At 64.7% G+C, this 25066-nt stretch carries 23 protein-coding genes; 8 read left to right on the top strand and 15 right to left on the bottom strand.

The window, feature by feature from the left end:
• Positions 1-11 precede the first annotated feature (11 nt).
• From HZF03_RS09970 to HZF03_RS09950, 5 genes are all read right to left on the bottom strand, one after another.
• Complete coding sequence (locus HZF03_RS09970; protein ID WP_011157564.1) at positions 12-785, bottom strand: motility protein A; 774 nt, start codon at positions 783-785, stop codon at positions 12-14.
• A gap of 231 nt (positions 786-1016) precedes the next feature.
• Positions 1017-1736, bottom strand: a complete 720-nt coding sequence (locus HZF03_RS09965; RefSeq protein WP_119017849.1) for an RraA family protein — start codon at positions 1734-1736, stop codon at positions 1017-1019.
• Between the two features lie 150 nt (positions 1737-1886).
• The gene (gene pssA / locus HZF03_RS09960) at positions 1887-2756 is read right to left on the bottom strand and encodes a CDP-diacylglycerol--serine O-phosphatidyltransferase (protein WP_042441508.1); all 870 of its coding nucleotides are present in this window, start codon (positions 2754-2756) and stop codon (positions 1887-1889) included.
• Positions 2757-2830: 74 nt separating this feature from the next.
• Positions 2831-3562, bottom strand: coding sequence for a phosphatidylserine decarboxylase (locus HZF03_RS09955; RefSeq protein ID WP_267793661.1), 732 nt, complete (start codon positions 3560-3562; stop codon positions 2831-2833).
• 15 nt (positions 3563-3577) lie between these two features.
• Positions 3578-5533 carry an ABCB family ABC transporter ATP-binding protein/permease gene (locus HZF03_RS09950; RefSeq protein WP_011157560.1) on the bottom strand — a complete coding sequence of 652 codons (1956 nt, stop codon included), beginning with the start codon at positions 5531-5533 and terminating at the stop codon, positions 3578-3580.
• A 194-nt stretch (positions 5534-5727) separates the two neighbouring features.
• Between HZF03_RS09950 and HZF03_RS09945 the strand changes: the two genes are divergently transcribed.
• Both HZF03_RS09945 and HZF03_RS09940 read left to right on the top strand, forming a co-directional pair.
• Positions 5728-6327: an LOG family protein gene (locus HZF03_RS09945; RefSeq protein WP_119017884.1), complete on the top strand. Its 600-nt coding sequence runs from the start codon at positions 5728-5730 to the stop codon at positions 6325-6327.
• 182 nt (positions 6328-6509) lie between these two features.
• Positions 6510-8579, top strand: coding sequence for a c-type cytochrome (locus tag HZF03_RS09940; RefSeq protein ID WP_119017848.1), 2070 nt, complete (start codon positions 6510-6512; stop codon positions 8577-8579).
• 24 nt (positions 8580-8603) lie between these two features.
• On the opposite strand, the gene HZF03_RS09935 is transcribed toward HZF03_RS09940, so the two are convergent.
• The 6 genes from HZF03_RS09935 to cysS all read right to left on the bottom strand — a co-directional run bounded on the left by HZF03_RS09935 (position 8604) and on the right by cysS (position 15771).
• Positions 8604-10013 carry an FAD-binding oxidoreductase gene (locus tag HZF03_RS09935; RefSeq protein ID WP_119017847.1) on the bottom strand — a complete coding sequence of 470 codons (1410 nt, stop codon included), beginning with the start codon at positions 10011-10013 and terminating at the stop codon, positions 8604-8606.
• Between the two features lie 11 nt (positions 10014-10024).
• Positions 10025-11569, bottom strand: a complete 1545-nt coding sequence (locus HZF03_RS09930) for an acetolactate synthase large subunit (protein WP_119017846.1) — start codon at positions 11567-11569, stop codon at positions 10025-10027.
• Positions 11570-11764: 195 nt separating this feature from the next.
• Positions 11765-13363, bottom strand: coding sequence for a citramalate synthase (gene cimA / locus HZF03_RS09925; protein ID WP_011157555.1), 1599 nt, complete (start codon positions 13361-13363; stop codon positions 11765-11767).
• Positions 13360-13860 (bottom strand): GNAT family N-acetyltransferase, encoded by a 501-nt coding sequence (locus HZF03_RS09920; RefSeq protein ID WP_012495524.1) that lies wholly within the window; start codon positions 13858-13860, stop codon positions 13360-13362. The genes cimA and HZF03_RS09920 overlap by 4 nt, the downstream gene beginning before the upstream one ends.
• Positions 13860-13991 carry a hypothetical protein gene (locus tag HZF03_RS24535; RefSeq protein WP_276510752.1) on the bottom strand — a complete coding sequence of 44 codons (132 nt, stop codon included), beginning with the start codon at positions 13989-13991 and terminating at the stop codon, positions 13860-13862. Before HZF03_RS24535 ends, HZF03_RS09920 begins: the two co-directional genes overlap by 1 nt.
• Positions 13992-14379: 388 nt before the next feature.
• Positions 14380-15771 carry a cysteine--tRNA ligase gene (cysS, locus tag HZF03_RS09915; protein WP_119017845.1) on the bottom strand — a complete coding sequence of 464 codons (1392 nt, stop codon included), beginning with the start codon at positions 15769-15771 and terminating at the stop codon, positions 14380-14382.
• A 405-nt stretch (positions 15772-16176) separates the two neighbouring features.
• Here cysS and HZF03_RS09910 point away from each other — a divergent pair, with 405 nt between their 5' ends.
• Together HZF03_RS09910 and HZF03_RS09905 are read left to right on the top strand one after the other, a co-directional pair.
• Positions 16177-16485 (top strand): hypothetical protein, encoded by a 309-nt coding sequence (locus tag HZF03_RS09910; RefSeq protein WP_011157551.1) that lies wholly within the window; start codon positions 16177-16179, stop codon positions 16483-16485.
• A gap of 185 nt (positions 16486-16670) precedes the next feature.
• On the top strand, positions 16671-17840 hold the full coding sequence (locus HZF03_RS09905) for a DUF2865 domain-containing protein (RefSeq protein WP_119017844.1): 1170 nt from the start codon (positions 16671-16673) through the stop codon (positions 17838-17840).
• Between the two features lie 96 nt (positions 17841-17936).
• Here the strand turns inward: HZF03_RS09905 and HZF03_RS09900 are convergent, their stop codons facing one another.
• The gene (locus HZF03_RS09900) at positions 17937-18362 is read right to left on the bottom strand and encodes a cupin domain-containing protein (protein ID WP_012495520.1); all 426 of its coding nucleotides are present in this window, start codon (positions 18360-18362) and stop codon (positions 17937-17939) included.
• Positions 18363-18542: 180 nt separating this feature from the next.
• On the opposite strand from HZF03_RS09900, the gene HZF03_RS09895 reads away from it, so the two are divergent.
• Together HZF03_RS09895 and HZF03_RS09890 are read left to right on the top strand one after the other, a co-directional pair.
• The gene (locus tag HZF03_RS09895) at positions 18543-18806 is read left to right on the top strand and encodes an antitoxin (RefSeq protein WP_011157548.1); all 264 of its coding nucleotides are present in this window, start codon (positions 18543-18545) and stop codon (positions 18804-18806) included.
• Positions 18803-19213: a type II toxin-antitoxin system VapC family toxin gene (locus tag HZF03_RS09890; protein ID WP_011157547.1), complete on the top strand. Its 411-nt coding sequence runs from the start codon at positions 18803-18805 to the stop codon at positions 19211-19213. Before HZF03_RS09895 ends, HZF03_RS09890 begins: the two co-directional genes overlap by 4 nt.
• A gap of 254 nt (positions 19214-19467) precedes the next feature.
• Here HZF03_RS09890 and HZF03_RS09885 read toward each other — a convergent pair whose 3' ends face one another.
• The 3 genes from HZF03_RS09885 to HZF03_RS09875 all read right to left on the bottom strand — a co-directional run bounded on the left by HZF03_RS09885 (position 19468) and on the right by HZF03_RS09875 (position 22824).
• Complete coding sequence (locus HZF03_RS09885; protein WP_119017843.1) at positions 19468-20505, bottom strand: SphA family protein; 1038 nt, start codon at positions 20503-20505, stop codon at positions 19468-19470.
• Positions 20506-20540: 35 nt separating this feature from the next.
• Positions 20541-22331, bottom strand: coding sequence for a sulfatase family protein (locus HZF03_RS09880; protein WP_119017842.1), 1791 nt, complete (start codon positions 22329-22331; stop codon positions 20541-20543).
• Positions 22332-22497: 166 nt separating this feature from the next.
• The gene (locus tag HZF03_RS09875; protein ID WP_165858103.1) at positions 22498-22824 is read right to left on the bottom strand and encodes a hypothetical protein; all 327 of its coding nucleotides are present in this window, start codon (positions 22822-22824) and stop codon (positions 22498-22500) included.
• A gap of 564 nt (positions 22825-23388) precedes the next feature.
• Between HZF03_RS09875 and HZF03_RS09870 the strand changes: the two genes are divergently transcribed.
• Both HZF03_RS09870 and HZF03_RS09865 read left to right on the top strand, forming a co-directional pair.
• Entirely contained in the window at positions 23389-24396 is a 1008-nt protein-coding gene (locus HZF03_RS09870; RefSeq protein ID WP_119017841.1) for a helix-turn-helix domain-containing protein, read from the top strand.
• A gap of 227 nt (positions 24397-24623) precedes the next feature.
• Positions 24624-24953, top strand: a complete 330-nt coding sequence (locus tag HZF03_RS09865) for an HdeA/HdeB family chaperone (protein ID WP_011157542.1) — start codon at positions 24624-24626, stop codon at positions 24951-24953.
• Positions 24954-25066 lie beyond the last annotated feature (113 nt).

Here is a 25066-nt window from a genome sequence, read left to right as displayed (position 1 = left end):
CTGAGGTCGGGTTAAGCCGGGACCGCTTCGTCTTCTTCCGAACGGTGCTTCTCGGGCAGGTAAGCCAGCAACATTTCACGGACCAGCGCCGGGCTCTTGGAGTCGCGAATCATCAGGATGCCGTCGATGATCAGCGTGCGGTTGGTCTCTTCGTCGATCTTCTTGGTGTGCAGCTTGTCGGCGATCGGCAGACAGAACAGGTTCGCCACCAGCGCGCCATACAGAGTCGCCAAAAGCGCCGTTGCCATGAACGGGCCGAGCTTCGACGGGTCTGACATGTTGGAGAACATCTGCACCATGCCGATCAGCGTGCCGATCATGCCGAACGCGGGGGCGCAGTCGCCGATCGCGCGATAAATCTTGCTGCCCTCGTCGAGGTGCATCAGGAAGTTATCGCGATCGCGCTCGAGGTTATCGCGGATGAATTCGATGTCGTAACCGTCGGCCACGTAGCGGATGCCCTTGGCCAGAAACGGATCTTCGGCCTCGACCTTTTCCAGGCCGACCGGACCGGACTTACGGGCGATCTCGGCGATGCTGGCCAGCTCATCGACCAGATCGCGCGCCGACAGCCGGCTCATCGTGAAGGCGAATTTGGCGCCGAGCGGCAGGCCGTGCAGCATCACGTTGAGCGGGAAGCGGATCATCGTCGCGGTGAGCGAACCACCGAAGATGATGATCATCGCATGTTCGGAGATGAACATATGGACGTCGCCGCCCATCAGCATCATCACGGCAATGACTGCGATGCCGCCGACCAGGCCGGCTGACGTCATGATGTCCATTATTCACTCCGACGCGCACACACCAGCCGCGCGGCGCGAGCCGTCGGCACTGATCGTTCTGAGCAGCGGTTCCGAAACTATGCATTCGCCATTAAAGACGGGTAAAGTATTCGGCGCTGCGCGAGCGCTGATGCGGCGAGCAACCCCGTAATATTACCAAGCATCCGTCTTCTGGGCGCGCCGCCGCGGCGGTGACAGCCGCGGTCCGCCGAATGGCGCCGTCGCCCGAACTCAGTGAATCTCCGAAGCCTTTGCGAGCGCTTGCTTCAGCTTGTCGAGGGAGAACTCCGCGCTTCGCGCGGCTTCGAGGATCGGGACCTCGCGCCGGCCGCAGAGTTCGGCCGCCTCCGGCAGGTGCGCAGCCAGATGGTGCGGGATCACCACCGCGCCATGGCTGTCGGCGTGGATCAGATCGCCGTCACACACCGTCATGCCGGCGACCCGTACTTCGGCTCCGAAGCCGGTGACGTGAACGTGACCATGGGAGGGGCCGATCGAGCCGGCCAGCGCCTGGAAGCCCGGTGCCCATTGCGGCACGTCGCGGATCGAGCCGTCGGTGATCACGCCGAGGCAGCCGAGCGCCTTGTGCACGGCGCTGTTGACCTCGCCCCAGAACGCCCCGAACCCGGCATCCGGTCCGTCGATGTCCTGGATCACGCTGATGCGGGGGCCGATGCCGGAGCCGACATATTCGTAATAGGCCATTTGCTTAGCTCGGCGCTCGGCCGGCGGCAGGCTGGACGGTACGGTGGCGCGGATGGTCGCAGTGCGGGCATAGCCGACGATCGGCGGAAGCTGCGGGAACGGGCAGACCAGCGGTCGGGTCGTAAAGCCGATCGCGCGCCGCTCGGGGGCGATCACTTCCATGGCGTTGCAGATCGTGGGGGTGTCGTAGCGGGCCAGGGCTTCGAGCACGGCGGCCGGCACAGGACCGGAATCAGGTTGGCTCACGGGCGTCCTCCAGCGTCGCCAGACCCGGCCGTCCGTTGGCGGCGACCGTTCAATATCGGCGACAGCCCTGCCCTATAGCGAGTTTCAGAATACCGCCCAAGGGGCGCCGCTGCGGTGGCACCACCGCATCAGGCAGGGGTCGCGGCGCGGTCAGTTCAGCCGCGCCGGGCGGTCGTCGTCGCGTGGGACGGGATCGTTCACGACCAGGGTCGGTTTCTGCCCCGAAGGCGCGCCTTTGCCCTTGTCCGCGGCGGCATTGCGCTGATGGTCGCGATACGACCGCCAGCCGACCGGCAGGCTGAGCAGGTACAGCACCGAGCAGGCCGACAGGATGTGCCACGGGTAGCCGATCAGCAGCGCGATGAACAACACCACCGAGACGAACAGCGGCAGCACCATTTCCGGCGCCACCCGCATCTTCACCGTCTTGCCGGAGAACACCGGCAGCCGCGACACCATCAGGAACGCGATCAGCAGCGTATAGACCGCGGTCAGCACCGCCGGCGGCGTCGGCGCGCCGAGGAAGCCCATATAGACCGGCAGCAACACGGTGATGGCGCCGGCCGGAGCCGGTACGCCAGTAAAGAAGTTGGCGGCGAACGCCGGCTTGTTGGGGTCGTCCATGGTGGCGTTGAACCGCGCCAGCCGCAGGCCGCCGCTGATCGCAAACACCATCGCGGCGATCCAGCCGACGTTGTTCAAATCGTGGAGCTGCCAGAAATACAGGATCAGGCCCGGCGCGACGCCGAAATTGACGAAATCCGCCAAGCTGTCGAGCTCGGCGCCGAATTTCGACTGGCCCTTGATCATCCGGGCGACGCGGCCGTCGATACCGTCGAGCACCGCCGCGAACACGATCGCCGCGACCGCCAGTTCCATCCGCCCCTCAGTGGAGAGGCGGATCGCGGTCAGGCCGGCGCAGATCGCCAGCAGGGTGATGACGTTAGGCACGAGCAGGCGCACCGGAATCGGCCCGAACCGGCGACGCGGCGTCTCAGGGGAATTCAGATCGAAAGGCATCGGTTTCGCTCTCGTCTCGGAACCACCATCCTGCTCGGCCATCATGGCAACCTTCGGGCCGGCGGGCCTGGATGTTAGTCGGTCCGGTAAGTCCGTCCAGCGTCGCCGCCCTTGAGATCGGCCAGGATGGTCTCGCCGGCGATCGCGGTCTGGCCTTCGGCGACCAGTGGCTTGGTGCCCTCGGGCAGGTAAACGTCGAGCCGCGAGCCGAACCGGATCAGGCCGAAGCGCTCGCCGGCGACCAGCGGCTGGCCCTCACGGACGAACGACACGATCCGCCGGGCGATCAGGCCGGCGATCTGGATCACGCCGATCTGGCCGTGCTCGGTCGACAGCACCATCGAATTGCGCTCGTTGTCTTCGCTGGCCTTGTCGAGCTCGGCGTTGATGAACTTGCCGGGCGAATACACGATCCGCTCGATCCGGCCGGCGACCGGGCTGCGATTCACGTGGCAGTTGAACACGCTCATGAAGATCGAGACCCGCGGCAGCGGCTTGGCGCCAAGGCCGAGCTCCGGCGGCGGGATGATGTCGACCACCATCGAGACGCGGCCGTCGGCCGGCGACACCACCAGCCCGTCACGCACCGGGGTGGTCCGGGCCGGATTACGGAAGAAATAGGCGCACCAGATGGTCAGCACGGTGCCGATCCAGCCGAGCGGCGACCAGATCCAGAACAGAATCAGCGTCACCAGCGCGAAGCCACCGACGAACGGATAACCCTCCCGATGGATCGGCGGGATCTGGGCGCGAACGGAATTGACGATGGACATCGGACGTCCCCTAACTTCGAAAGCCTGTTGCATGGCGCTGCAACACGATTACTCCGCCGCCGCCGAAGTTGCCAGATCGTCGTCGATTTCCGGCTTACGAACCGGTGAATCATCGTCGCCGATCAGCGCCAGCCGCTCGCGCGCCTCTTCGGCCTCGCGCTGCCTGTTCCACATGCTGGCGTAGAGCCCGCCCGCTGCCAATAATTGCGAATGGGTGCCGCGTTCGGCGATCCGCCCCTGATCGAGCACGATGATCTCATCGGCCCCGACGATGGTCGAAAGCCGGTGCGCGATCACCAGCGAGGTGCGGTTTTGTGCCACACGCTCCAGCGCGCCCTGGATCTCGTGCTCGGTGTGGCTGTCGAGCGCCGAGGTCGCTTCGTCGAGCACCAGAATCGGCGGCGCCTTGAGAACCGTTCGCGCAATCGCCACCCGCTGCTTCTCGCCGCCCGAGAGCTTCAGCCCGCGCTCGCCGACTTCGGTGTCGTAGCCCTTCGGCGACGCCTTGATGAAGGCGTCGATCTGCGCGGTCTTGGCGGCCTCCTCCACCTCGGCATCGGTGGCGTCCCAGCGGCCGTAGCGGATGTTGTAGCGGATGGTGTCGTTGAACAGCACGGTGTCCTGCGGCACCATCCCGATCGCCGCGCGCAGCGAGGTCTGGGTGACGCTGCGGATGTCCTGACCATCGATCAGGATGCGGCCGCCCGAGACGTCGTACAGCCGGAACAGCAGCCGCGAGATCGTCGACTTGCCGGCGCCCGACGGGCCGACGATCGCCACCGTCTTGCCGGCCGGGACCTCGAAGTTGAGGCCCTTCAGGATCGGCCGCGCCGGATCATAAGCGAACTTCACGTCCTCGAACCGCACGGTGCCGGCTTCGACCGCCAACGGCTTGGCGCCGGCGCGATCCTCGACCTCCGGCTTGCGCGACAACACCGCGAACATCTTCTCGATGTCGATGATCGCCTGCTTGATCTCGCGATACACCATGCCCATGAAATTCAGCGGCTGATACAGCTGAATCATCATCGCATTGATCATCACGAAGTCGCCGACGGTGTTGGTGCCGTTGCGGACGCCCGAGGCACACATCAGCATCGTCGCGGTCAGGCCGAAGGTGAAGATCACCGCCTGCCCGGCGTTGAGGACCGCCAGCGACGTATAGGTCGCGACGCTGGCATCCTCATAGTGCCGCATCGACTTGTCGTAGCGCTTCGCCTCGCGCTCCTCGGCGCCGAAATACTTCACCGTCTCGTAGTTGAGCAGCGAGTCGATTGCCTTCTGATTGGCGTCGCTGTCGGAATCGTTCATGCGGCGGCGGATGCCGATCCGCCACTCGGTCGCCTTGTAGGTGTACAGCATGTAGAACACCACGGTGACCATCACGGCCGCGACGTAGCGCCAGTCGAACTGCCACAGCAGCACCGCCATCACCAGCGACAGCTCGATGATGGTCGGCACCAGCTGCAGGATCACCATCCGCACGATCACTTCGATGCCGAGCCGGCCACGCTCCAGCACGCGGGTCAGACCGCCGGTCTTGCGCTCGAGGTGAAACCGCAGCGACAGATCGTGCATGTGCACGAAGGTCCGGTACGCCAGCTTGCGCACCGCGTGCATCGCGACCTTGGCGAAGATGCCGTCACGCCATTGCGTCAGCACCGCCATCAAAGCACGAACCAAACCGTAGCTCGCCGTCAGCGCCAGCGGTGACGCGATCAGCCAAAGCGTCCAGTTCGACGGCTCGATCGGTGCGGTATCAGCGCCGGTCAGCGCGTCGGTCGCCCATTTGAAGGTGAACGGAACGATCAGCGTCGCCGCCTTGGCGGCGATCAGCAGCACGATCGCCCACACCACCCGCATCTTCAGATCGGACCTGTCGCCGGGCCAGATATACGGCCACAGATGCATCAGGGTGCCGCCGAGCGTCGCCTTCTGTGCGATCTTGTCTTCCGGAATCGCGACAGGAGAGCCGCTGCTCGAATGCGAGTGTGGGTGAGCCATCAAAGCTGCCTGAAAAGGTCCGCAGAGCCGAATCCATGCTCGCGAACGACATCGTCCATCGGGTCCGCCTTCATATAGTGTTTCGTTCCCGACGTGCACCCTGAGATGCGATTCTTTGCGACATAACAGGCTGTTGCAGAGGCATGGCGGAGGTCGTCTTGACGCTGTCATCCCGCGGTGCTACATCCGCCACCATGAGCAAGATCAAGACCGTCTGCGTCTATTGCGGCTCCGGCCCCGGCAGCAATCCCCGATTTCTCGAAGCAGCGACGGCCTTCGGCAAGGAACTCGCCGAGCACGGCGTCGGGCTGGTGTACGGCGGCGGCGCGATCGGGCTGATGGGCGCGGTCGCCAACGCAGTGCTCGATCACGGCGGCGCGGTTACCGGCATCATTCCAGGCTTTCTCAGCGCCAAGGAGATTGCGCTCGGTCGCGTCAGTGAGCTGATCGTCACTGAAGACATGCACGAGCGGAAGCGGCTGATGTTCGAGCGATCCGACGCCTTCGTAGCTTTACCAGGCGGCATCGGCACGCTCGAAGAACTCGTCGAGCAGATGACCTGGCAACAGCTTGGCCGTCACACCAAGCCGATCCTGATCGCCGACATCGACGGTTTCTGGCAGCCGCTGCTCGAACTCTTGGCGCACATGCGCAGCACCGCCTTCATCCGCCCCAACCTCGCGGTCGAGATTCTGAAAGCGGACAAGGTCGAAGACATCCTGCCGAAGCTGCAAGCTGCCGCAGCGCCGCAGCCGACGCGTGAGATGCCGCCGGGGATTGCGGAACGGCTGTAGTTTCGCGTCGAGCTTTTGAGCCGCTGCTAACCATACCCGAACGCGGTCACGTTGCCGGTGCGCGCAAAGCGATCATTCGCTTCGCCAGATAAACCTTCACGATCTAAGTGGTAGGCCCGAGTTGAGGCGGCGCAGGGTCGCGCCTAGCGTCGCACCGCAACAAATATCGAGTCGAGTCCACCATGTCTCATTCCCGCGGCCGCACAGCCAAGACCCTCGCTTTCCTCGCCGCGTCCGCGCTGGTCGTGATCGGAGGCGTGGCGCTGTGGATCATTCAGCCGCCCGCCGTCGACGCCAAACTCAAGGCCGTCGATGCTCAGGTCGACCCCGAGCTGATCAAGCGCGGCGAGTACATCGCGCGAGCTGGTGACTGCGTCGCATGCCACACCGCGCCGGGCGGCACGCCGATGGCCGGCGGCCTGAAGCTCGACACGCCGTTCGGCAGCCTGTGGTCGACCAACATCACGCCCGATCGCGCCACCGGAATCGGCAGCTGGTCGTTCGGCGAGTTCGACCGTGCCATGCGCAAGGGCGTCGCGGCGGACGGGCACAATCTGTATCCGGCGATGCCGTATCCGTCCTACGCCAAGATCAGCAGCGACGACATGGCCGCGCTGTGGGCGTATCTGACCAAGGGCCTCGCACCGGTTGCGCAGGCCAATCGCGCGCCGGAGATGAGCTTCCCGTTCAACATGCGGATCGGGCTGGCGTTCTGGAACGTCGCTTTCCTCGATGCGTCGCCGTTCAAGCCGGAGCAGAACCAGGACGCGGTGTGGAATCGCGGCGCCTATCTGGTGCAGGGCCTCGGTCATTGCGGCGCCTGCCACACCCCGCGCGGCATCGCCTTCCAGGAAAAGGCGATGAGCGATGCCGGACCACACGGCCGCGACTATCTCGCCGGCGCCAAGGTCGAAAACTGGAATGCGCTGAACCTGCGCGGACTGTGGACGGTGCCTGACACCGTGCAGATGCTGAAGACTGGCCAGAACCGTTTCGCCACGGCGGCGGGCGGCATGACCGATGTGATCCGGCATTCGACCCAGCACATGACCGATCAGGATCTCACAGCGATCGCCACCTACCTGAAGGCTCTGCCGACCGATCGGCCGGCGCCCGCTGCCGCTGTGGCTGAAGTGCCGGCGTCGACCTACACCACGCCCGGCGGTCTCGGTTACACGCAGTTTTGCGCCGATTGCCATCGCGCTGACGGCGCCGGCGTGCCCGGTGTGTTCCCGCCGCTCGCCGGCAATCCGACGATCGCCGCCAAGGATCCGGCGACGCTGGTGCACATCACCCTCACCGGCTGGGAGACGACAGCGACCACCGCACATCCGCGGGTATGGACGATGCCGTCGTTTGCCCGCCTGAACGATCGTGAGATCGCCGACATCCTCAGCTTCGTGCGCGCCAATTGGGGCGGCAACGCCAGTGCTGTCACGGCCGAGCAAATCGCCGCCGCTCGCGCCGCGCTCGATCCCAAGATCGATACCTCGCGGTTCGAAACGCCGCGGATCGCCGATATCCTGTCACAGCCGAACGCCGAGCAACTGGTGCGCGGCATGCGGCTGAATGCCGAAACCCACACGCTGCTGCCGAACAATGTCGGCAACGATCTGAATTGCAGCTCGTGTCACCTCAACGCCGGCACCGTCGCCGACGGCAGCCCCTATGTCGGCGTCGCAGCATTCTTCCCGAGCTACGCGCCGCGCGCCGGCCGCGTCATCACGCTGGAAGACCGCATCAATGGCTGCTTCCTGCGCTCGATGAACGGCAAGCCACTGCCGGTTGACGGCCCCGACATGAAAGCGATGGTCGCTTATTTCGACTGGATGCAGGGCTCGACCAAGCCGGAGGACAAGGTCGCCGGCCGCGGTGTCGGCAAAGTCGATCAGTCGCTGGTGCCGAACCTCGACAACGGCAAGGAAATCTACACGGCGCGCTGCGCGGTGTGTCACGGCGACAACGGCGAAGGGTTGAAGGACGCGGCCGGCCGCGTAGTGTACCCGCCGCTGTGGGGACCGCGCTCGTTCAATATCGGCGCCGGAATGGCCCGGACCTACACCGCGGCCGCTTTCGTCAAGCGCAACATGCCGATCGCGAGCCACAACAAATTCCCGCTCGGCCAGGGTGAGCTGTCCGACCAGGAAGCGGTCGACGTCGCGGCATACTTCACCCACATGGAACGGCCGGATTTTCCCGGCAAGGTGAAGGACTGGCCGAAGGACCAGAAGCCGAAGGACGCGCGCTACTGATTGCAGCGGCGTGACGACATCACATCAACGTCCCCCGACCACCGGGCCGGGGTCGAAGATCTTGCCGGGGTTGAGAATGCCCTTGGGATCGAGCGCCTGCTTCAGCGTCCGCATCAGCGCGATCTCATTGGCGCTGCGGCTGACGTAGAGATACGGTTTCTTCTCCAGGCCGATGCCGTGCTCGGCCGACACCGAACCGTTGCAGGCGGCGAGCGGGCGATACACCAAGGCTTCGACCTTGGGCCGCAGCGCCAGATACTCCATCGGCTTGACCTGCACGACGACATGCAGATTGCCGTCGCCGAGGTGGCCAAAGATCCACAGCCGGTGCTCGCCGATTTCGTTGGTCAGCGTCTCCCGAAGCGTTTCCGCATACCCCTCCATCGCGGCGATCGGCAGCGAGACGTCGAACACGATCGGCAGGCCGCCTTGCAGCACCTGGCCGACGTCGTCGCGGAGCGCCCAGAACGAGCGGCAATCCTCGTCCGATTGCGCGATCGCCGCGTCCGCGATCAGCCCGGACTCCAGCGCCGCCTCCATCGCCGCGGTGAAGCGCTGGCTGTCGAGTTCGAGGTCGGAGCCCTGGCTTTCGACCAGCACGTAGTAAGCGTGGTCCTGCCCGATTGGTGGCCGCCCTTTGGCTGGCGGGCTGGTGACCAGCCGGTAGAACGACTGCCACATCACCTCGTAGGCCGACAGCGTGCCGCCGAGCGCGCGGTCGCAATGCTTCAGGAACTTCGCCACCGCATCGAAACTGTCGAGGCCGACGAACGCCATGTTGGTGGCGAGCGGCTTTTCGCGCAGTCGCAGCACCAGCCGCGTGATGACGCCGAGCGTGCCTTCCGAGCCGATGAACAGCTGCTTGAGGTCGTAGCCGGCGTTGTTCTTGATCAGATGGTTGAGCGACGACAGCACGGTGCCGTCGGCAAGCACGACTTCGAGGCCGAGGATCATCTCGCGCGTCATGCCGTAGCGGATCACGCGGTTGCCGCCGGCATTGGTGGCGGCGTTGCCACCGAGCGTGGCGGTGCCGCGCGAGCCGAGATCGAGCGGAAACGCCAGATCGTGCTTGTCCACCTCTTCCTGCAGCGCCTGCAGCGGCACGCCGGCCTGGGCCACAGCGGTGCGCTGCTTCGGGTCGATCTCCTCGATCGTGCGCATCCGCTCCAGCGACAGGATGACTTCGCTGGGTTCGGCATCGGCGCCGTGAACGAGGCCGGTCAACCCACCATGGGTGACGATGTGAACGCCGTTAGCATGGCACCAGCGCAGGATCTCCGACACCTGCTGGGTCGAGGTCGGCCGCACCAGCGCCGCGGCCTTCAGCGTATCGAACCGATAGGTGCCGGCGGAGCGCTTCGACAGCTCGGCGGCCTCGAGCACGCCGCCCTCGCCGACGATGGTCCGGAGCGTGCCGACGATATCCAGGGTCATCGGCCGCTCCCTCAGATCAAGGCTTCGATCAGCCGCGGACCGCGCTGACTCATCGCCGAAGCGTATTGCGCGGAGAATTCCTCCGCGGTGGTGGCACGGCTGGCTTCGACGCCGAGACCTTCGGCGATCTTCATCCAGTTCATTTCCGGATTGTGCAGATCGAGCATCGACAGCGCATTGGCGCCGGCGCCGGAAGCACCGACCCGCTGCAGTTCGATGTTGAGGATCGCGTAGGACCGGTTGGCGTAGATCACCACGGTGACGTCGAGCTTCTCGCGCGCCATCGTCCACAGCGCCTGCATCGTGTAGGCGGCACCGCCGTCGCCGTGAGGACACACCACCTTGCGGTCGGGCGCCGCGATCGCCGCGCCGATCGCGAGCGGCAGCCCCTGCCCGATCGAGCCGCCGGTCAGCGGCAGATGGGTGTGCGGCCGTGCCTTGGGCAGGATCATCTGCAAAGGCAGGCCGGAGGTGTTGGCCTCCTCGGCGTAGATCGCGTGGTCGGGCGTCAGATGCGCAATCGCCTGCGCGACGCCGAGCGAGTTGAGCTTGCCCTTCGGCAGCTCGGGCAACGCGAGCTGAGTGCGGGCGGCGGGCTCGGCCGGCGCGTCAAGCGCGGCGGCGAGATCCTTCACCGCCTGTGCGCCATCTTCATGCGGCTGCGCCAGATAATCGATCAGGCAACCTTCCGGCGCGCCCCAGCTCGGCTTGCCGGGATAGGCGAAGAACGACACCGGCGGCTTCGAGCCGACCAGGATCAGTTGCTCCACGTCTTTGAGGAATGCGGTGATCTGCTCCGAAAAATACGGAATGCGTTCCAGCGGCACGCGGCCGGCACCGAGTTCGGTCTGCGGCGCGAAGGTGTCGCACAGCAGCCGCACGCCGGTCTTGGCTGCGACCCGTCCAGCCGCCTCCAGCGCATCGCCGAGCAGCGCCGATCCGCGCAGCAGCAGCGCCGACTTCTTGCCGTTCGCGAGCAGCTTGGCGATCGCCTCGACCGTCCCAGCCGCAACCTTGGCCGGACCGATCTCCGGCAGCTTCTGCGCCGCGCGCGCGGCGGGATTCCAGGCGACATCCGCCGGCATGATCAGCGTGGCGATGCCGCCCGGCGCCGCGCTAGCCGCCTGCACCGCGCGCGCCGTATCGCTCGCCACCGCGCCGGCACTCTTGGATTCATGGATCCAGCTCGACACCGGCCGGGCAAAGCCGGCGATGTCGGAGGTGAGCGGCGCGTCGTATTGCAGGTGATAGGCGGCGTGGTCGCCGACGATGTTGACGATCGGCGTCGCGGCGCGGCGGGCGTTGTGCAGATTGGCAAGGCCGTTGGCGAGGCCGGGACCGAGATGCAGCAGGTTCACGGCCGGCTTGCCGGCGATCCGGCCGTAGCCATCGGCGGCGCCGGTGACCACGCCCTCGAACAGGCACAGCACCGGCCGCATTCCGCTGACCGAATCCAGCGCCGCGACGAAGTGCATTTCCGAAGTGCCCGGATTTGCGAAACACACCTCAACGCCGCAGTTCACCAGCGTCCGCACCACTGACTGCGCGCCGTTCATCCCCTCACCCACCACGCATTCTCCCTGACCCGCCGGCGGACCGCGCCGCGGCTGTTGTTTGGTTGCGCGCATGTTGTCAGCGTCGCACGCCATTGACAACCGCCGCGCAAACAAAGGGCGCACCGCCGGATCTCGGCGGTACGCCCTTACGCAGAACTGTCAGCACTCAGAGGAAAGCGTTCGGTGAACGACGGCTCACACCGGCGCGTTCGACTGCACCAGCTTGTAAACGACCGAATCCATCAGCGCCTGGAACGACGCGTCGATGATATTCGGCGACACGCCGATCGTGGTCCAGCGCCGGCCGTCCTCGTCCTCGCTCTCGATCAGCACCCGAGTGACGGCCTCGGTGCCGCCATTGAGGATACGGACGCGGTAATCGACCAGCTTGAGGCCCTCGATGTACTTCTGGTACTTGCCGAGATCCTTGCGCAGCGCAACGTCGAGCGCGTTGACCGGGCCGTTGCCTTCGGCGGCCGAGATCAGGGTCTCGCCGTCGACTTCGACCTTGATCACCGCCATCGCCACGGTGACGCGCTGGCCGTGCGAGTTGTAGCGCTGCTCGACATTGACGTCGAACTTATCGACCCGGAAGAACTCCGGCACGGTGCCGAGCGTGCTACGCGCGAGCAGATCGAACGAGGCATTGGCCGACTCGTAGGCGTAGCCGGCCGCTTCGCGCTCCTTCAGCTTCTCGACCAGGCGGGACAGCCGCGGATCGTCGCGGTCGAACTGGATATTGGTGCGCGCCAGTTCGGCCAGCACGTTCGACTTGCCGGCCTGATCCGACACCAGCACCTTGCGGTGATTGCCGATCGACTCCGGCGGCACGTGCTCATAGGTCTGCGGATCCTTCAGCACCGCCGACGCGTGGATGCCGGTCTTGGTGACGAAGGCGCTGCCGCCGACATAGGGCGCGTGCGGATTAGGCGCGCGGTCGAGGATGTTATCGAGCGCGCGCGACACCTGCACCAGGCTCGCCAGCTTGTCGTCGGAGACGCCGATTTCGAACTTGTCGGCGAATTCCTTCTTCAGCTTCAGCGTCGGGATCATCGAGCACAGATTGGCGTTGCCGCAGCGTTCGCCGAGGCCGTTCAGCGTGCCCTGGATCTGCCGCGCGCCGGCCCGCACCGCGGCGAACGAATTCGCGACCGCCTGCTCGGTGTCGTTATGCGCGTGGATGCCGACATGCGCGCCGGGGATGTGCTTGACCACTTCGCCGACGATGGCCTCGACCTCGTCCGGCATGGTGCCGCCATTGGTATCGCACAGCACCACCCAGCGGGCGCCGGACTCATACGCCGCCTTGGCGCATTGCAGCGCGAACTCCGGATTGGCCTTGTAGCCGTCGAAGAAGTGCTCGCAATCGACCAGCACCTCGCGGCCCTTGTCCTTGGCGAGCGAGACGCTGTCGCGGATCGAGGCGATGTTCTCCTCGTTGGTGGTCTCGAGCGCGACCCGGACCTGATACTCCGACGACTTGGCGACGAAGCAGATCGCATCCGCCTTGGCGTCGATCAGCATCGCGATGCCGGGATCGTTCGAGGCCGAGCGGCCGGGCCGCCGGGTCATGCCGAATGCCGCGAAGGTGGCGCGCTCCAGCTTCTGTTCCGTGCCGAAGAACTCGGTATCGAGCGGATTGGCGCCCGGATAGCCGCCTTCGACATAATCGATGCCGAGATCGTCGAGCAGCGAGGCGATCAGCTTCTTGTCGTGCAAGGTGAAGTCGACGCCGTTGGTCTGGGCGCCGTCACGCAGCGTGGTGTCGTAGAGATAGAGACGTTCGCGGCTCATGAGGAAGCTCCGGGCGCGGCGGAATCCGCCAGCGACTTTGTCATCGTGGTGTTGGCGAGCCATTCGCCATTGATCGAAACGGTGTTGCGCTGCTTGGCGACATAGCCGCGCTTGGCGAAGAATTCGGCGGCGTTGTCGCTGGCATCGACGGTGAGGATCAGTGCCCCGCGTGCGCCGGCGAGCTTCTCCAGCGCATCGATCAGCGTCGTGCCGACGTCGCGGCCGACGTAATCGGGATGCACGTACAGCATGTCGATGTGGTCTGGCCCCTTCAGCGACGCGAAGCCGACCGGCACGCCCTGCAGCGTCGCGATCAGCGTCAGCTGACCGGACAGACGCGCGGCGAACTTGGCTTCGTCGTCGGCCGCCGAGGCCCATGCCTCCTGCTGCTCCTCGCTGTAGTCGTCGGCAGTGAGCTGTTCGATCGACGCCACGAAGATCGCAGCCGTGACCGCGGCATCCTCGGGCAGATACGGCCGAAGCGCGGGCGTGCTCATCACCAGAACCCGTACAGTTTCAGCACCAGCGCGGTGGCGCCGGCCAGCAGCGAGATCTTGATCGCGATGTAGTACAGCCAGTGCTTCGGAAACGGCGTATCAGGCCGCCCCGTCGGCTTCTGCTCGGTCATCGCGCGATCTCCAATGCGGTCGTGGTCTCTGTCGCCATGGCGGCGAATTCGCGGGTGTGACAAGGAGCAGCGCCGAACCAGCTATCAGCTGCAACGAACACCCTCTCGTTCGTCATTCCGGGATGCGCCCGCAGGGCGCAGGCCCGGAATCCCGAGATTGTAGCGACGAGATTCCGGGTTCGCCCGCTGCGCGAGCGCCCCGGAATGACGGGGTGAGGCAGTGCCCCACCACACACACCGACGTCATGCGCGGGCTCGACCCGCCTGCGGGGCCGAAGCCCCTTCGGCGCGGCGAAGGCCCGCGCATCCATCATCGAAACAATGGTTGCGTCGTTTGTTCGATGGATGGCCGAGTCAAGCCCGGCCATGACGACCGTGGAAAAGACACTCACCGCGCCAGCTCCCACGTCGTCACCGGCTTGCCGTCGGCATCCTTGCCGTCCTTCAGCACCACACCCATCGCGGCGAGTTCGTCGCGGATGCGGTCGGACTCTTTCCAGTCCTTGTTGGCGCGGGCGGCGGTGCGGGCTTCGATCAGCGACTTCGCGGTCGCGTCGAGATCGACCGGAGCGCGGACGACCGGATTGATCCCCAGCAGCTGCATCGCACCGCGGAGTTCGTCCGCCTTGCCGGCGCGGCGCAGCGCGTGCAGCTCGGCGATCATCTTCGGCGTATTGAGGTCGTCGGTCAGCGCGGCGATGACTTCGTCGCAACGAACGGGCGTCGCATCCTTGGTGAAGTCCGACCAGTCGAGGATCGCCTTCTCCGCCTCGTGCAGCGCATCGACGGTCCAGTCGATCGGCTGCCGATAATGCGTCTTCAGCATCGCCAGCCGCAGCGTCGCGCCGTCCCACGATCGGCCGCCGAACTTGTTCGTCGCCAGCAGCTCGCGGATGGTGATGAAGTTGCCGAGGCTCTTCGACATCTTCTCGCCTTCGACCTGGAGGAAGCCGTTGTGCATCCAGGTCTGCGCCATCCGCTCGGTGTGGAAGGCGCAGCAGCTCTGCGCGACTTCGTTCTCGTGGTGCGGGAAGACCAGATCGATGCCGCCGCCATGGATGTCGAAGGTCTCGCCCAGGTGCTTCCACGACATCGCCGAGCACTCGATGTGCCAGCCCGGACGGCCCGGCGTGGCGATGCCGGCCGGCGACGGCCACGACGGCTCGCCGGGTTTGGACGGCTTCCACAGCACGAAGTCGGTGGCGTCGCGCTTATACGGCGCGACGTCGACGCGGGCGCCGGCGATCATCTCGTCGAGCGAGCGGTTGGCGAGCGATCCGTAGCGCGGCAGCACGCCGTTCGCTGCGTTCATCGCTCCGGGCGAGAACAGCACGTGGTCCTGCTCGACATAGGCGAAGCCGCCGGCGACCAGCTTTTCGATGATGCTGCGCATCTCGCCGATATGTTCGGTGGCGCGCGGCTCGACGGTCGGCCGCAGGCAGCCCAGCGCATCGACGTCATCGTGGAATTGCCGCTCGGTCTGCTCGGTGACCTTGCGGATCGCCTCGTTCAGCGGCAGGCCGGGATAGTCACGCGCGGCGCGGTCGTTGATCTTGTCGTCGACGTCGGTGATGTTGCGGACGTATTTGACGTGCGCCTCGCCATACAGATGGCGCAGCAGCCGAAACAGCACGTCGAACACGATCACCGGCCGGGCGTTGCCGATATGGGCGAAGTCGTAGACCGTCGGGCCGCAGACATACATCCGCACATTGGCCGGATCGAGCGGCGTGAACGGCCGCTTGTCCCGCGTCAGCGTATCGTAAAGGCGTAATTCCATGGATACCCGTCCCCTGCGGCCGGGCGTCCAGTGCTCTCGATAGGAGAAAAGACGGCCTCAGCCAGCGTGTCAGCTAGCTAATAATCTCGCAGCGAATGCAAATAGCGAGGAAACCGTTCATCGCCGCACCATGGCGACCGCCCTCGAATCCGTCAAGTCCGTCGATCGCCGGAGGACATTGTTCTTTTCGGCTGCGAATCGAATGCCCGCCAGCGCGGGGCCGCCGAGGGGCGCGCGCCCGCCTTCGCGCCATCCGACCGCCGACCCCAGCCCCCGCCAACCGCCCCGCTTCGGCCGATTTTGGCCACGATCGGCGCCTAGCCCCACGGCATAGCCACTATGGTTAACGTTTCTTAACCCTTTTCAGGGTACGGACGGGGGTCATCCCCTCGTTCCTGGTGCACCATGAAACTGATTCCTGCCCTCTTTGCCGGCGCAGCGCTGTTTGCGGCGACGGCGGCCTATGCCGACAGCCGGGTCTTCATCGTCGCCAACCAGCCGGACGGCTACGGCATCGACCTGTGCCTCGCCCGCGGCGAGAAATGCGGCGCGCCGGCGGCGGCGGCCTACTGCCAGTCGCGCGAATTCGCCCAGGCGGTCGCCTATCGCCGGGTCGACCCGGACGAAATCACCGGCGCGGTGCCGAAAGCCAGCAGCTCGGCCTGCGCCCACGGGGTCTGCAACGAATACGTCGCGATCACCTGCCAGCGCTGAAAAGCCACGCCGGATCAGCGGGGATCGCCACAGAGACGCCCCGGAAACGACGTGACCCTGCCGAAAGAAGCGGCTAAGAAATGGTCAACGTCGCGGTTTCAACGGGATCGTTCCGCGGCCCCGATCGCGCGGATTTGCTGGATGTGATTCGGCGGATCGCCGGCATCACCCGCTCGGATTCCTGAATGCCCGACATGTTCGATAACGCCACCCGTTTCCGCTGGCTGGCCGGTGCCTTGATCGTCGCCGCCACGTCGCTGTCCTCCGCAGCGTTCGCCCAGCAAGGCTATCCGTCGTCGCAGGGCTACAATCCGCCGGGCTACCAGCAGGCTCCCCCCGCCGGCCAACCGGGCGCTCCCGCCGCCAATCCGATGTGCCCGCGGCTGGAAGCGCAGCTCGCCTCGATCGACCGCGGCAGCATGGACCCGGCCCGCGCCGACCAGATCCGCCGCTTCGAAGACGCCGCCGCCCGCCAGCAGGCCGAGCTCGACCGCGTCAGCATGCAGGCGAAGCGGATGGGCTGCGAAAGCTCAGGCTTCTTCTCGCTGTTCAGCGGCCAGTCGGCGCAATGCGGTCCGGTCAACAGCCAGATCCAGCAGATGCGCGGCAATCTCGACCAGATGAATTCGTCGCTGGAGCGGCTGCGCAGCGGCGGCCCGGGCGGCAACGACCGCGAAAGCCAGCGCCGCTCGGTGATCCTGGCGCTGGCGCAGAACAATTGCGGCCCGCAATACGCCGCGGCCGCGCAGCAGAGCGGCGGCCTGCTCAATAATCTGTTCAACGGCGGCAACGCCGGTGCCCCCGGCGTCGGCATGCCGGGCACCGACTACGGCAACACCGAGGGCGGCACCTACCGCACCGTCTGCGTCCGCACCTGCGACGGCTATTACTTCCCGATCTCGTTCGCCACCGTGCCGAGCCGGTTCGGCGACGACGAGCGAACCTGCAAGAGCCTGTGCCCGGCGTCCGAAGCGTCGCTGTATGCGTACCGCAATCCCGGTCAGGACATGAACCAGGCGGTGTCGATCAACGGCCAGTCCTACACCGCGCTGCCGAACGCATTCCGCTATCGCCAGGAGTTCAACCCGTCCTGCACCTGCAAGCCGGCGAACCAGACCTGGGCCGATGCGATGAAGGGCGTCGACGATCGCTCGGCCGCCGAGCACGGCGACATCATCGTCACCGAAGAGAGCGCCAAGCGCATGGCGCAGCCGCCGGCGCAGCGCGCCGCCGCCAAGAACGGCGCCAAGGCCGCCCCGGCAACCAACACACCCGCCTCCCCGCCCGCGGCCGCGTCGAACGACCCCGGCAAGATCCGCAGCGTCGGCCCGACCTTCCTGCCGAAGGCGCAGTAACAGCCGCTCCACTCGATCACGCGTAGTCGCGCTTGGCGCGTCGCTTCTCCGAGCCAAAAGAGGCCGCCGAAACGGCGGCCTCTCTTGCGTGACGTCTCAAGCCGGACTGGCCAGCGGCTTGCCCTTCTCGACGATGTAGTTGACCATCAGCCGCGTCTTGCTGGGCGACGGCTTGCCGCCGGCATGCGGCGTGTCGGGCGGCACTTGAAACGCATCGCCGGCCTTCACGGTCTGGGTCGGCCGCCCCTGGATCGGAAGTTCGAGTTCGCCCTCCATCACGTAAGTCGACTCGATACCGGGATGGGTATGGCGGCCGACGGTCGCTCCGGCATCGAGCGTCACGTCCATGATGATGGTCTCATAGCCCGCCGCCGGGCCATCGGTGCGGCTCAAGATCTTGCGCGTAACGCCGTTCGCCGTGGTCGCGGCCGCACCTTGCGCGAACGCTTCGGTCGCCCCGAACCCCGCGATGCTGCAGATCGCACAGCCTGCGACTGCCGCAAATCCTCTCCGTGTCAGCATGACGTTCCTCCATAATCCACCCGTCTGCGCGGGCGTGGGGAAAGTCTGGCAGAGGCAAAGATCGTTGGGAAGCAAGCTCAGCTCCACCATAGATCGTGGCGGGTCCGTGCCCCTAACCTTCCTTGATACTCCCTGCCGGAAGATATATATCATGATACATATCAACGGTAGGAGGCCACCGTGACGTCTCGAACCGCCAAGATTTTCACAACTGGACGCAGCCAAGCTGTCCGACTGCCAGCGGAGTTTCGCTTCGAGGGCAGCGAGGTGTTTGTACGCCGTGATCCGCGGACCGGCGATGTCATTCTGTCCCGAAAACCGGACTCCTGGGACGGCCTACTCCAGCTTCACCAGTCGGCGGATGTACCCGACGACTTCTTGGGACCGTCCGACCGTAGCCAGCTTCCGCAGGATCGCGATCCGTTCGAAGGCTGGACCGAATGAGTGGCTGGATGCTCGATACCAACGTCGCCAGCCATGTCATCAGGGGCGACCGGCGCGAGATCATCGAGCGGCTAGTCGCTTTGCCGATCTCGGACGTCGTCATCTCATCGATCACAGAAGGTGAACTCCTCTACGGCCTGGCTAAGCGCGGCTATCCCACCGCGTTATCCGAACGCGTCCGAGAATTTCTACTCCGCGTCGACGTCCTACCGTGGGATCACGAGGTGACGAAGACTTACGCCGACCTGCGCGCAGTCTGCGAAGCCAAAGGCGTCACACTCTCTCCTCTCGACATGATGATCGCTGCCCATGCCGCTGCGACAAACGCAACGTTGGTCACGCGCGACAAGGCCTTCAGCCGCGTGCCTTCACCATTGCGGATCGAGGACTGGGCAGAGATGAGTTGAGAGGCGATCGATGGCGCGCGCTGGATGTCCAAGAAAGCGGTCAACAAATCCAAAAACGCGGCACGGCCGCTAAGGGCCAAACGCGAACAATCGATCACTCCCTTGCTTTGCTAGCAAAGGATCGTGGGCAAGAGCCGCGCGCAACGCCCTCACTAATTCGGTCCAGTGCGGCTGCCTCCCTGATCAGCCGCTTGATCATGCAGGACGGCGCGCGCAGTAACTTCGCGCGCAGCCGCCAACCGAGCGCCGCCCGGCTATTTGGTTGGAAGGCTCGCACCGGCCGGTGGCGGCGGGGCGGAGACGGCGAATGTCAACCAGGTGTTCCAACCCTTCGCCCGGTTCTGCGCGTCGAACTCCCAATAGCCCTTCAAATTCAGGACGCCCTGCATGTCGCCGACCGGGAACAGGTAGCCAATCTGGGGACCGACCGCTTCGACACGCGATTTGAACGGGCCGAGTTTCGCACCCGTTCCGCTGTCGCCGGTGAGCTGATTGTACGCATAGCCGACCGCGCCGACGAAAAACTGCTTCGATACGAATTGCGACACGGCCCAATCGAGGTGGAAATCGAGACCGTTCTTGTAGTCCGTCGACGTATTCTTGAAATTCTCGGTGAAGCCCATCACCACGGAGAACTCCGACCCCGCCTTCGGATTGAAGTACGTATAGCCGCCGCCGAGATCGATCGCGCCGTGGCCGATGCCGAGATTGATGATGCGGCTGCGGTTATACGCACCGACGGGAATATCGCCGGTCGCATAGATCATCCAATTATTGACGCCCTGATTCCACTTCAGCTTGGCGACCGGATACAGATCACCGACGCCCGACACTGAATCGTTGATCGAATCCGAACGGATCACGTTGAACGGCGGGATCGTTGCCGACAGCGTCGCATTCAGTCCGGCACTCGCGCGCCCCATCACGCTCGTGAATCCCACCGAAGCCTGCCCACCCAGCACCGGCGTGGCAAAGGTGTAGGTCGGGGCCAGCAGGAAGAGATCGCCGGTCGCATTGAGATCGGCCGAAAGCCCGACATTCACGCTCGGGGTGAACCGCCCGATCTGGACTTCCCGTGCGGTCGCGACCTCGCGACCCGCGCTGAGCGACGTATGGTAGTAGACGCCGGCCGCGGACCATCCCGGAGCGGTCGGCACCGCAGCCATCGATCCGAATGTGCCGGGCAGCCACATGCTCACGCCCGCTTCGTCCGAACGAGCGGCCGTCCCGCCGAGACAGACGACCGCCCCGAGCAACAGCGCAGGCAGCGCCACCGAATTCACTTTGTTCATGTACTTGATCTCCCCCAGCCCCAACGTCGCCTCGCCTACAGATCCGGACGATCGATATTCCACTCGATCAGCGGGATGTTGGGCATCTCCCGTCCATCGTCGACGCCGATCTCGGCCTTGATCACGCGTTCCAGCTTGTCGTTCATCGTGGAGATCAGCGACGCGTTGGCGTCCTTGTCGATCGCCAGATTGTTCATTTCCTCCGGATCGTTCTGCAGATCGAACAACTCGACATCGTTGTGTTTGTAGAGATCGGTGAGATTGGTCGGTCGATTGCGCTCGGCCGGGGCGAAATAGCGCGTGAACTTGTAGCGTCCGTCGTAGGTCGACCGCAGGCTGCCGCGCTTCTTCATGTCGGGCTTGAAGCCCTGCTTGAGAATGGCCATGGCCGAATTCTTGCCGGCCGCACGGGCCTCGGCGACCGTCTTCCACAGCGTCGCGTCGTTTGCACCGAGGCCGCTGTAGGTGAAGAGGATCGCATCGCGCACCGCATGGATGTCCGCGCTGGAGGGATTCGTCAGCACCGACGAAAAATCCTTCCCGGGCAGCTGCCGCCCCGCGATGCTGGCGATCTTTTCAGGAGAAACGCCGGCGATCGACAGCAGCGTCGGCACGACGTCGATGTGTCCCGTCAGCGCGCGGCAGTCCTGACCGCCGCGAACGTCGGGATGGACCATGAAGAACGGCAGGTGGACCGTCTCCTCATAGGCGAACGGCCCCTTGCCATGGAGACCGTGGGCGCCCGCCGCCTCGCCGTGGTCGGAGGTGAAGCAGATCACCGTATTGTCGGTCAGACCGAGCGCGTCGAGCTCCTGCAAAATCCGGTCGACCTGCCCGTCGACCGATCGCGTGCAGTTGACGTAGTAGTCGTGGAATCGCCGCCACCGTTCTTCTTCCGGCGGAATATGGCCGAGGACGTAGTCCCATATCTGCAGGAATTCGCCGTGGGCCTTCGGACGGCCCGGCGCGTCGAACGGCTCCTTGTAGCTTTTCGGCACCGAGACGTCCCAGGTCGCCTTGAACATTTCATGCTCGGGCGCACGGGCCGCATGCTTGATCAGCGTCCCCGTATCCTGCACCTTCTCGCCGGGACGGTCGGTGTTGAAGTACATGATGTCGTGGGGATTGACCAAGCTGACGAACAGCGCCCACGGCTTGTCGTCGTCGGTCAGCGGCCGTCCGTTACGCCGCAGCCACGTGATCGCGCTCGAGGCGATCAGCGGATCGAACTGATATCCGCCGAGCGTGTGGCCGATGATGTCCCCCGGCGAGAAATAGTCGGAGAAGCCGTAGTCGTCCATCTCCTTGGTGAACAGCCGATCGGTTTCCTGGGTATCGAACTTCCGATTGAGGTGCCATTTGCCCTTGTAGGCTGTGTAGTAGCCGGCCTTGCGAAGCATGTGGCCGACAGTGGGAATCTTGGTCGAGAGGTTGCCGACCCACGGCACATCGCAGTTTTCGAACATGCGGTTGTCGGCGGTCTGCAAACCGGTCAGGAGAACCGCGCGCGACGACGTACACATGACCGCGGGACAATAGTGATTGAGGAACGTGGTGCCGGTCCGCATCAGGCGTTCGTGAGCGGGCAGCGACAGGCCCTTCGGCCACGTCGATGCAAATCGCTCCTGATCGCTGAAGATGAAGACGATGTTCGGCCGCCGCGACGATCGCTTCCGCGGCAGGCTCCCGCCGCCCGGCTGCGCCTGCGCGGCGGCCGTCGTCGGCCCCAGCACCGTGGACGACGTGCCGGCGGCGACGGCGCCCATCGCGAGGCCGAGAAAGTCGCGGCGCGACCCCAGTGCGGTGTTGTTGGTTTGGTCAGTCATGGACATCCTCCAGGTCGGCCTTGGCGGCTGGCGATCCGGCCTGCTTCGGGCGGCGGCTCAGATCGAAAAGCGATGGTTGGTCGGGCGAAAGCGGCAGGAAATGAGTAGCGATCGTATCGAGCGCGCGGCGCCGTTCAGGAGATGAGCGGCGGATGTTTGGCGGGCCTCACTTCGGCTTCTTGCAGTAGTCCCAATACCCGCGATTTTGCGCTGCATCGGCCCAATACCAGCACAAGGTCGGTGAAGGCGCCGGTGGGGCCGAGCTCGCAACGATGAGCGTTCCAAGAGCGACCCCGGCGACCACTGTCCCGTAATACGGGCGCCGAACCCACGGGCGAACCGGTCGCGCGACCACGACAACGTCACGATGGACGTGGTGGTGCCGATGAACGCGGTGATGGTGATGGCGGTCGACCGGACGGGCGTCGGCGCCGGTGACGGCCACAGCGCAGACCACGATGGCGAGAACGAAGATCGAGGCTGGTGTCGACATCAAAGCTCCTAACGACGGATGGAAGCGCGAACGCCTTCCGTCGCAAGTTAGAGCGGCGGCTTGATGCCGCTACTCAGTAACCGCAATGTTGATGAGTGCCGTCCTCCAAGACGGTAGCGCTTGGCGTATTTGCTGCGCGGGCGAGATAGATCGCAAGTCGTACTAACCCGCCTTCTCAGCCCTGGCGAGTATTCAAGTCAGCGCGAGATTCGATCCGGCGCCGGGGACGCCTTCGGTTCGCTGCAGGCGCCTCGACGATGCGGGAAGTACACAATACGAGCTTTCGCGCCACTTTCTGATCATCGCGCTCAGACAAGCCGGCGCCACGCCACAATGGTCCACAGCTATGTATGTCCACGCGCTTCAATCAGTCGCTGCGCGGCGCTCGGGATGTTCTCGAAATCGAGTATAGCTCCGCCATTACTCTGTCCGGCGCTATTATCAGAACATGGAATAGCGGCAGTCCTCACCGTCTGCAGGAGTCGCGGATTGCCGGTCGGTCGCAATCGCGATATGCAGGACTGATACACTGATTGCTTTTGCAACGACGATACAGGTGTTCGAATGCATGCCCGTGGCGCCGACGTTCATGCCAACCCGCTCAGTTCTTTTCGCCATGTGAAGACGGGAAGCATCGAACTTCTGGAGCACGAGGTTGGTCGTTTTTATCCGGGCATCCGGTTTGAATTGGACAATCCCGACGGCGCACTCAATGCGGAGGCCAGTCGATGTGAATTGAGCGATATTGCTCTGACCTATGGACGGCACGGCACCGGCATCACCATCGACGTCCCGTACAACAACACGCATTCGCTGGTGTTCGCCTACGCCGGCAGCGCTGAAGCCCGCACGGGCCGACTCCGCTCAGACATCGCGGGGCACCGCGCCTTCGTTGCCTCCGCAACTCGGCCGGTGACGCTCAAATACGCGCCGGATTTCGAGCAGCTCATTCTGAACGTTTCACAGCGGTCGGTCGCAACCAACCTCGAGGCGCTGATCGGCGCCCCGCTCAGTCAACCGATCATCTTCAAGCCCACTTCGAATCTTCGGCGCACGTCGGCGCGCAGGCTGTGGGAGCAGTTGATGTCTCTCGTCGAGCGGCTGGGCCGACACGACGGTGGGTATCATCAGCAAATCACGACCGAGCTCGAGCAGGCGATCATCCTGTCTTTCCTGACCGCCAATGAGAGCAACTACACTCCATTGCTGATGAGCGAGGCCGCCGCTGCCGGCAGGCGGCCGGTCCATAAGGTGGCGGACTATCTCGAGGCATACTGGGACCAGCCGCTGACAGTGGAGATGCTGGCGCGGGTGAGCGGAGTGAGCGTACGGACTCTCTTCCACAGTTTCCGCGGGCAGTTCGGCTATTCCCCGATGGAGTTCGTCAGGCGCATTCGTCTTGAACGGGCCCGCCAGATGCTGGCCGGCGCCGATCCGGCGCTTTCGGTGACATCGGTCGCGCTCTCCTGCGGCTTTGGCAATCTTGGTCACTTCGCGGGCTATTATAAGAAGGCGTTCGGCGAAGCGCCGTCGGCCACGCTGTCGCGCGCCAGGAGCCCTGCATCGTCCTGACTGCGAAGCTGGCTGGTCGCCCCGTCATCGGCACCGACCATTCTGGTTGCGGCGCCTCACGAGACGTGAGTCATCCCAGCATCTGTAACGGCTGCGACGGCAGTCCGGAAGTGAGGACGCTTTCCGGCGCTGGACGACGCCGAACGCAATGCATTGCGGTTACTGAGTAGCTGCCTCCTCGGCCCGTTGCTAGACGGGGTCCGACGCTTGACAAATGAGGAGCCGAAATGACGAGGATCGTGTTTGCAATTTCCTGCGCATTGACGTTGGTCTCGAGCGCGGCAGAAGCTCAAACGCCGCTGACGGCCTATGCCGACAGCAAGGGCTACATTCACGTTCAGGAGCTCACCTGTGCCCAGCTTGCCGGGACCTATCAAGAAGACGCGGACTTCCTGGGTGTTTGGTACAGCGGCTGGTATAACGGCCTTGGTAAGCACAACACGATCAAGATCGATCGTGTAAAGCAGGGCATCCACGAGGTCATCGTTCATTGCAAGGCGAATAAGGGCAAGAAGGTCATCCAGGCGATCGACTTCGTCATCAAAAATCAGAAGTGAGCGCGTCGACAGAGGCGACGACACTCGCTGACCGAAATCACTGAGGCGTGCCGCACCAGTTTCGCCCGCGAGGTCCGCTTCGGGTCAATTGCAGTACTCACCAACTGATCCTG

Source organism: Rhodopseudomonas palustris (assembly GCF_013415845.1).
Classification (GTDB): Bacteria; Pseudomonadota; Alphaproteobacteria; order Rhizobiales; family Xanthobacteraceae; genus Rhodopseudomonas; species Rhodopseudomonas palustris_F.
Note: the sequence above shows the minus strand (reverse complement) of the source record. Positions and strands in the feature narration are given on the sequence as shown.